Source organism: Lysinibacillus sp. NPDC097231, assembly GCF_044761885.1.
Taxonomy (GTDB): domain Bacteria; phylum Bacillota; class Bacilli; order Bacillales_A; family Planococcaceae; genus Lysinibacillus.
Map to the genome: position 1 here is coordinate 43,812 of NZ_JBIWDH010000038.1, position 7,400 is coordinate 51,211.

Annotated in this window: 8 protein-coding genes; all 8 read left to right on the forward strand. The window is 37.2% G+C overall.

Annotation, left to right across the window (positions count from 1 at the left end; genetic code table 11):
* The first annotated feature begins 112 nt into the window (after positions 1–112).
* The 8 genes from argH to ACIQXF_RS19180 all read left to right on the forward strand — a co-directional run bounded on the left by argH (position 113) and on the right by ACIQXF_RS19180 (position 7,092).
* Positions 113–1,486 (forward strand): argininosuccinate lyase, encoded by a 1,374-nt coding sequence (argH, locus tag ACIQXF_RS19145; protein ID WP_402786124.1) that lies wholly within the window; start codon positions 113–115, stop codon positions 1,484–1,486.
* A 212-nt stretch (positions 1,487–1,698) separates the two neighbouring features.
* Positions 1,699–2,088, forward strand: a complete 390-nt coding sequence (locus tag ACIQXF_RS19150) for a carboxymuconolactone decarboxylase family protein (RefSeq protein WP_402786127.1) — start codon at positions 1,699–1,701, stop codon at positions 2,086–2,088.
* 788 nt (positions 2,089–2,876) lie between these two features.
* The gene (locus ACIQXF_RS19155; protein ID WP_402786130.1) at positions 2,877–3,257 is read left to right on the forward strand and encodes a GntR family transcriptional regulator; all 381 of its coding nucleotides are present in this window, start codon (positions 2,877–2,879) and stop codon (positions 3,255–3,257) included.
* A 7-nt stretch (positions 3,258–3,264) separates the two neighbouring features.
* On the forward strand, positions 3,265–3,447 hold the full coding sequence (locus ACIQXF_RS19160) for a hypothetical protein (RefSeq protein WP_402786133.1): 183 nt from the start codon (positions 3,265–3,267) through the stop codon (positions 3,445–3,447).
* Positions 3,448–3,454: 7 nt separating this feature from the next.
* Positions 3,455–3,829, forward strand: a complete 375-nt coding sequence (locus tag ACIQXF_RS19165) for a DUF5808 domain-containing protein (protein WP_402786134.1) — start codon at positions 3,455–3,457, stop codon at positions 3,827–3,829.
* Between the two features lie 98 nt (positions 3,830–3,927).
* Entirely contained in the window at positions 3,928–5,118 is a 1,191-nt protein-coding gene (locus ACIQXF_RS19170) for an alpha/beta hydrolase (RefSeq protein ID WP_402786138.1), read from the forward strand.
* Between the two features lie 795 nt (positions 5,119–5,913).
* Positions 5,914–6,528 (forward strand): TetR/AcrR family transcriptional regulator, encoded by a 615-nt coding sequence (locus tag ACIQXF_RS19175; RefSeq protein WP_402786140.1) that lies wholly within the window; start codon positions 5,914–5,916, stop codon positions 6,526–6,528.
* 12 nt (positions 6,529–6,540) lie between these two features.
* Entirely contained in the window at positions 6,541–7,092 is a 552-nt protein-coding gene (locus tag ACIQXF_RS19180; protein ID WP_402786142.1) for a GNAT family N-acetyltransferase, read from the forward strand.
* Positions 7,093–7,400 lie beyond the last annotated feature (308 nt).

Below are 7,400 nucleotides of genomic sequence, written 5' to 3' on the forward strand. Positions count from 1 at the left end.
GAAATGACCGACATCGTGTCGGCCCTCGTGCAGGCCTAAGCACAAAGCCGATTCTGGACGCAATTATGCCGAGGCATAATTGATAAAGAAATGAAGGAGAAGGTGAGCTGTTATGACAAAACTTTGGGGCGGACGTTTCCAAAAATCAGCAGAAGCATGGGTGGACGAATTCGGCGCATCGATTGGCTTTGACCAACAGCTTGTTCTAGAAGATCTAGAAGGTAGCGTAGCACATGTTACAATGCTTGGTGCAACAGGTATTTTACCAGCAGCTGACGTGGAAATGATTCTTAGTGGACTTGCACAATTACAAGAAAAGGCAATCGTGGGTGAGCTTGAGTTTAGCATTGCCAATGAAGATATTCACTTGAATTTGGAAAAAATGCTGATAGATTTAATTGGTCCTGTAGGTGGAAAGCTTCATACAGGTCGTAGCCGAAATGATCAAGTAGCAACGGATATGCATATTTTTTTGAAAAAGCGTGTGAAGGAAGCAATTGGTTTAATTGAGATCTTCCAAAAAACATTGTTAGAAAAGGCTGAGGAGCATGTAGAAACAATTGCTCCAGGCTATACACATCTACAACGTGCACAACCTATTTCGTTTGCTCATCATTTAATGGCCTATTTCTGGATGTTAGAGCGTGACAAAAAACGCTTCACAGAATCGATTAAGCGCATTGATATCCTACCTTTAGGTGCAGGTGCTATGGCTGGGACAACATTCCCAATCGATCGATTGAAATCAGCAGAGCTTCTAGGCTTTAGCGAGGTTTATGCAAACTCAATGGATGCCGTAAGTGACCGTGATTTTATCGTTGAATTTTTAAGCAATTCATCATTATTAATGGCACATTTATCACGTTTTGCAGAGGAAATTATTTTGTGGTCAACAGATGAATTCAAATTTATCGAGCTAGATGATGCCTTCTCAACAGGTTCTTCCATTATGCCACAGAAAAAAAATCCTGATATGGCGGAGTTAATCCGTGGAAAAACAGGGCGTGTTTATGGGAACTTAATGGGCTTATTAACAGTTCTAAAGGGAACGCCATTAACATACAACAAAGATATGCAGGAAGATAAAGAAGGTATGTTCGATACAGTCCATACAATTCTTGGTTCACTAAAAATCTTTGAAGGTATGATTCGCACAATGACTGTCAATACAGAGCGTTTGCACAAAGCAGTACACGCTGACTTCTCCAATGCTACGGAGCTTGCGGATTATCTAGCAACGAAAGGTATGCCGTTCCGTGAAGCACATGAAGTGACAGGAAAACTTGTATTCACTTGTATTCAAAAAGGTATCTATTTATTAGATCTACCGCTTGAAGACATGAAAAAAGAAAGTGAGCTTATCGAAGCGGATATCTACGATGTATTGGCACCTGAAGCAGCCGTACGTCGTCGCCATTCCTTAGGTGGTACAGGATTTGATCAAGTAAAAATCCAAATCGACAAAGCGAAAACATGTCTTGCTTAACCATTACTTTAGCGTGCATGTCCTCGTGACTTTTGCATAGATATTCATTAAAGCTGTCCAGTGAGGCACTATGAAAACCCATTTCCTTTTTTGTTAAAGCCAGAGGGTGAAACGAAAAAGAGACCCTTACATATGTAAAGGACAATCCCCAATTCTGGAGACGCGGAATTGGGGTTTTTGTATAAAGAATAATAGTAGTGGGAGGGATGTTAATGAATGAGCGTTTTACAAAGGGGTTTGAAACAATTAAACAGTATGTCACGGAGGAAGAAGCAGCCCGAATGATTGAATCGGATGCACTAGCTGACGTGGCACCAGATTTACGCAAAATGATTATTGAGTTTGCCTATGGTGAAGTGTACTCACGACCAGGGCTAGATGCAAAAAGCCGTGCACTTGTCGTTATAACAGCGGTAGTAACACAAGGCGCAGCTCCACAAACAAAAACACATATTAAACGTGGCCTACATGCAGGCTTAACACAGACAGAAATCATAGAAGGACTTTTACAATTAGTGCCTTATATAGGTTTTCCACGTGTACAAAATGCATTAACCATTGCACAACAGGTTTTTAAAGAAGAAGTTGAAAATGGAAAGTAATTATTCTGCTGTTTTTTCGCATTAACGGGCAGTAATTTATCTGCGGAAGAGAAACAGGTACAAGATTCCACACCAGCATTCAGCGAAAACAAAGAAGCTAGGATGAATAAATAGTGATGAAATGGTTCATATTAAGAACGGAATCACTTATTAATCTAAAATGATTAGGAGGATGTAGAATGAGTAGTCATACCGCAAAAGACATTGAATCTCAGGATGATCCGCCACAACTGTATAGGGTTAAGCTTCATAGATCTTAAGCAATAAAGGTGAAGCAGATATTCTCTGTTTTGCTGTAGCTTAAGACGAAGCCGATACCAATACAAATAAAATCAACTAGAAGCATAAGTGTCCAAGAATCCAGAATTATTCTGGATTCTTTTTTATGTGCGCCCGGCATGCGCATGAACTATAGGGTGCAAGTCCCGAACCCCGAAGACAGAAGTAGAGGTTAGCTAAAAGCGGGGGCTCTGAAAAAGTCAATTTACACTAAAAATTTCGAATCGACTTTTAATACTTTATAGAATTGAGAATATCATAATTAGCAAGTAGCAAGGAGAGGTAGAAAAGCATAACGGACAGGGAGATTCAAAATTACTGTCCGTCAGACTTCATGGAAAAGCCGTATATTGATCCGTACGTACGGTGGTGTGAGAGGTCGACTAGTCAATTAAGGGCTAGTCTTCTACTCGATTGTAAGATAGCTTAATTTGACTTTATTTGAAACCTGTATTACTCTGTATATAACAGAAATCTGTTCGGTGATAAGCGATACAGATTGGAGTGATATGATGCAAATACAATTAGATCCAAGCAGTGAATTGCAACTCTATAAACAATTAGCGAATCAATTGATTGAGTTTATTGCTAAGGGCGAGCTAAAAAATGGTGATACATTGCCATCCGTTCGCTCTCTGGCTGCTGATTTAGGTATTAATGTAAGCACAGTGAGTAAGAGCTACCATGAACTTGAAGAAAAGGGTTTAATCGAATTAAAGCCAAAAGCGAAAGCGATCATTATTGGTGGCCAAAAGCGAGAGCTGGAAGAAACGGAAGTGGAGAAAGTAGAAAATGCTTTAAAGCCCATTATGGCTGAAGCGTTTGCACGTGGTTTTGAAAAAGATCAAATGTCAAGTTTGTTCCATCGAATTTTAAAACAATGGAAGTAGGAATAATATGCTTTTTATATTAGGCATTTTTATCATGGTGGGGGTATTAGAATCCATTACACTACATTTGACGAGAAAAACGACGGTGTTTGGTGTTTCCATTCCAGAGCCCTATGTACGACACCCACAATTACGACTATTTGGTAGGAAGCATAGCAGGCTATGGGAGCTGGGATTTAGCCGCGATTAATTTTAGTATGACCATTCTTCTTGTTGTCTTACATTACGCAACGGTGATTTTAATAAATCAAATAGCTTCATATTTTTTCTTGTTTTTTATTATGTTTAATATCATTTCGTTAGGTGGACTTATATTCTTAATTTGGAAGTTAAGTAAAAGTAATGAACGCTTTAATGAGTTACATACAAATGAAACAGCTGTCGATGATCGATACTGGAAATGGGGTATTTTTTACATCAATAAAAATGACCCTTCATTATTAGTTCAAAAGAAAATTGGTATAGGTTGGATCGTAAATCTGGCGAATAAATGGAGCTATATCATTGTACTCGTAATAATTCTTGCCTATTTTATTAGTCATCTTTATATAATAAAGGGAGAGATTGTATGAAAAAGCTCTTATTTCTTTGTTGCGCACTCTTATTATTAACAGCATGCGCTCAGAAGGAAAATAACACAAAAGGATCAGCAACTGAAGGGGGAAATAAAATGAACACATCGTTTATTGGGAAATGGGAAGGAAATATTGAGACGCCAAACGGAGCACTTCCGATTATTGTTGATTTGCAAGAGAAAAGTGGAACATTATCAGTTCCTGTACAAGGATTATCCAATTATCCATTTAAGAACATTCAATATAATGGCGATCAAGTAAAAGTTTCTATCAACTTAAATGGCTCGATTGTTGAAATTAACGGGGCATTAAAAGATGAACAAATCGAAGCAACGTTTCAACAAAATGGTGGCAAATTCCCACTTGTTTTAAAACCATTCAAAGAACAACCAGAACAACCAGTTACGTATGAAACATTGAAAATTCCCGTTCAAAATGGTGAGTTAACAGTGGCACTTCAAAAGGCTAGCAAGGAGCCATCTCCAGTTGCACTTATTATTGCAGGCTCCGGGCCAACTGATAAGGATGGCAATTCAGCTTTGGCTGGTAAAAATAATAGTTTAAAAATGATTGCCGAAGGATTAGCAAAAGACGGTATAGCAAGTGTTCGCTATGATAAACGCGGACTTGGCGATAATATGTCCCTCTTAACAAAGGAAGAGGATATTACCTTTGACCAATATGTGGATGACGCGTTTCAAGTGATTAATACCCTGTTAGCAGATAAAGCTTATTCAAGTGTTCATATTATCGGTCATAGCGAAGGCTCGCTAATCGGTTTACTAGCAGCCCAAAAAACAAATGTAGAATCCTTCGTTTCCATTGCAGGCGCAGGAAGACCAATAGATGAAATTTTGTTAGAGCAATTAAAAGGTCAATTATCACCACAGCTTTTAAAAGAATCGACAGATGCTCTTGTTTCTTTAAAAAAAGGCGAACTGGTGAAGAACGTTTCTCCAGAGTTGCAAGCTCTTTTCCGTTCTTCCGTTCAACCATATATGATTTCATGGTTAAAATATAACCCTGCAAGTGAGTTAGCAAAATTGAATAGCCGAGTTTTAATTATTCAAGGAACAACCGATTTACAAGTAGTTGCAACTGATGCGGAAGCGTTAAAGAAAGGTAAAACAGATGCCGAGCTTATCTATATGGAAGGTATGAATCATGTGCTGAAAAATGCTCCAGCGAGTCGTGCTGTGAATTTAGCAACATATGCAGACCCATCATTGCCACTTCATACAGATTTACTACCAGCTATACAGCAGTTTATAAAGAATGAGAAGTAGAGACTAAGTATCATGTATGCCATTGCCCGCGAAAGCAAGGCAGTACCCGTGTGAAGAGGGTAAATACCTGCGGAAGCAAGGCAAATACCCGCGCGAAGAGGGTAAATACCCGCGAAAGCAAGACAAATACCCACGCGAAGAGGACGAATATCGGCAAAATAGTATAATATCCATTATAAAATACTCATAATTAATATTTAACCAAAAGAAGTATGCTCAAATCAAAAAATAATGAGCATACTCTTTTGGTTTTTGGCGTCTTAATAAAATTTACCTTTTGTATTTGGGCAAGTTGTCAGTGAAATTTTTTAAAACGTTTACTATGAATAAATGTATTGATGGGACATAGAGCAGTGCAGTTCATCGAAAAACTCCTAAATCAACTTCATATTATGGGGATGAGCATTATATTTGAAACAATTTCTACAACTTTATCGTACAATACCTAAGTAAGGAGAGGTTTATTTCAATTCATTTAAGATAAATGAAATAGGACGATTAATCGAATTCAACAAAATTTGAAAAGAAGGTTTTAGTATGTATAGTATCCTGTAATGTTCCTATTAAAACCATTCGTTACTATAGCGATACTGGGTTACTCGAACAATCCTTTATAGAATAATAAAATCTAAACAATTACAAGACCTTTCCTTTGGTGAGAGGTCTTTTGTTATATCTGCATTTTTTATAAAAATTTATTTTATCTAATAAGAGTTGAAACTATACAATAGTGTCGGTATAATGGTGATGTAAAACGACAATGGTGTATAGTTTTTTGTTATAGGAGGTTGTTCTATGTCGCCGAAAGTAAGTGAGGAATATAAACAAGAGAGAAAAAAAGAGTTGATAAAAGCAGCTAGAAGTGTGTTTATCGAAAAAGGATATGTTCACACATCGATGCAAGATATTATGGATAAGGCTGAAATTTCTAGAGGTGCATTTTACAGTTATTTCGATAATATTGATCATGTTTTTATCGAAGTTTTAAAATTTGATGACGATGAAGACGTTCAGTACTTTATGTCATCCAATGAAGGTCCCATTTGGCCACAATTAAAGCGTTGGGTTGAAGAACAGCAATATCAAATCGAATCAATCAATCAGACATTGGTCTATGCAAAGGCAGAATTTTTCTTATCGTCAAAGAACAAAGTTAATTTTCCTTACATTGCAGAGCGCTACAATCAGACTGCTGATGCTATTGAAAAAGTATTGATTGAAGGGGTTCGCAAAGGAGAATTTAAGCCACAGCAACCTACTCGTTCTATTGCAATGTATTTAATATCATTTATCAATGGGCTAATGTTAGACTCGTTTCAACTGGGACATGAACAAACAAATGTGAAGGATCAATTATCTGTTTTTCTTTTCTCTTTAGAAAGATTAATTAATCCAATCCATACAAAATAAGGAGGAATTATTATGTTATTTGAATCAAAAAGAGTAAGATTTAGAAAGATGACAAAGGAAGATACAGAACTCTATCATGCTTGGCGAAATGATATGGAAGTTATGCATTCCACTAACCCATCTTTAGATGTTTATCCGATGGAAGAGACGAAAGAATTTGTTGAGCATGTTATTTTGGGATCCAATTCAGGCAAAAGTTACATTATGATAGAAAAAACAAATAACATCCCAATTGGCATTGTATCGTTAATCAATATTGATTATAAAAATAGAAATGCGGAGTGCATTATTGATATTGGAGAAAAGGAATATTGGGGGAAGGGCTATGGTTCAGAAGGGTTTAAATTGCTGCTGGATTATGCTTTTTACGAAATGAACCTTCACCGTGTGTCTCTTAAAGTATTTTCATTTAATGAAAGAGCTAGTCATTTGTATACTAAGCTAGGTTTTAAACAGGAAGGAAAAAGTAGACAGAGCCTGTTTAGGGAAGGTGAGTGGCATGACATTATCCATATGGGCATTCTACAAAATGAATACTTTGAGAAGCAAGTAGGAAATGTATAAAACGAATTTTCGTTAAGGCTCATCTCTAAAAGTTGTGGATGCAATTTGATCAATTATGCCTCGGCATAATTGCGTCAGGAATCGGTTATGTGCTTAGGCCTACAGATATTTTTTGTGCGAAAGCGCCCGAGCGGAACGTAAATCTACCCTATGTTATGGCGATTTTCCATTGCTTTCGCCAAATTACTAATAATTAACTATTTCGCATAAAAAATGGCTCATCACCAAAATCTGGGGATGACAAAATCAATGACCTGTTTCCAAACGTAAACGGAGGAAAAGATGGGCATCATTTCGGTAGCCAAAAC

What these genes read in the sequence shown, in the direction of transcription:
- ACIQXF_RS19155 (WP_402786130.1), top strand. Translation starts at nt 2,877, where the DNA reads ATGATGCAAATACAATTAGATCCAAGCAGTGAATTGCAACTCTATAAA.
- ACIQXF_RS19165 (WP_402786134.1), top strand. Translation starts at nt 3,455, where the DNA reads ATGACCATTCTTCTTGTTGTCTTACATTACGCAACGGTGATTTTAATA.
- ACIQXF_RS19170 (WP_402786138.1), top strand. Translation starts at nt 3,928, where the DNA reads ATGAACACATCGTTTATTGGGAAATGGGAAGGAAATATTGAGACGCCA.
- ACIQXF_RS19180 (WP_402786142.1), top strand. Translation starts at nt 6,541, where the DNA reads ATGTTATTTGAATCAAAAAGAGTAAGATTTAGAAAGATGACAAAGGAA.
- ACIQXF_RS19175 (WP_402786140.1), top strand. Translation starts at nt 5,914, where the DNA reads ATGTCGCCGAAAGTAAGTGAGGAATATAAACAAGAGAGAAAAAAAGAG.
- ACIQXF_RS19150 (WP_402786127.1), top strand. Translation starts at nt 1,699, where the DNA reads ATGAATGAGCGTTTTACAAAGGGGTTTGAAACAATTAAACAGTATGTC.
- argH (WP_402786124.1), top strand. Translation starts at nt 113, where the DNA reads ATGACAAAACTTTGGGGCGGACGTTTCCAAAAATCAGCAGAAGCATGG.
- ACIQXF_RS19160 (WP_402786133.1), top strand. Translation starts at nt 3,265, where the DNA reads ATGCTTTTTATATTAGGCATTTTTATCATGGTGGGGGTATTAGAATCC.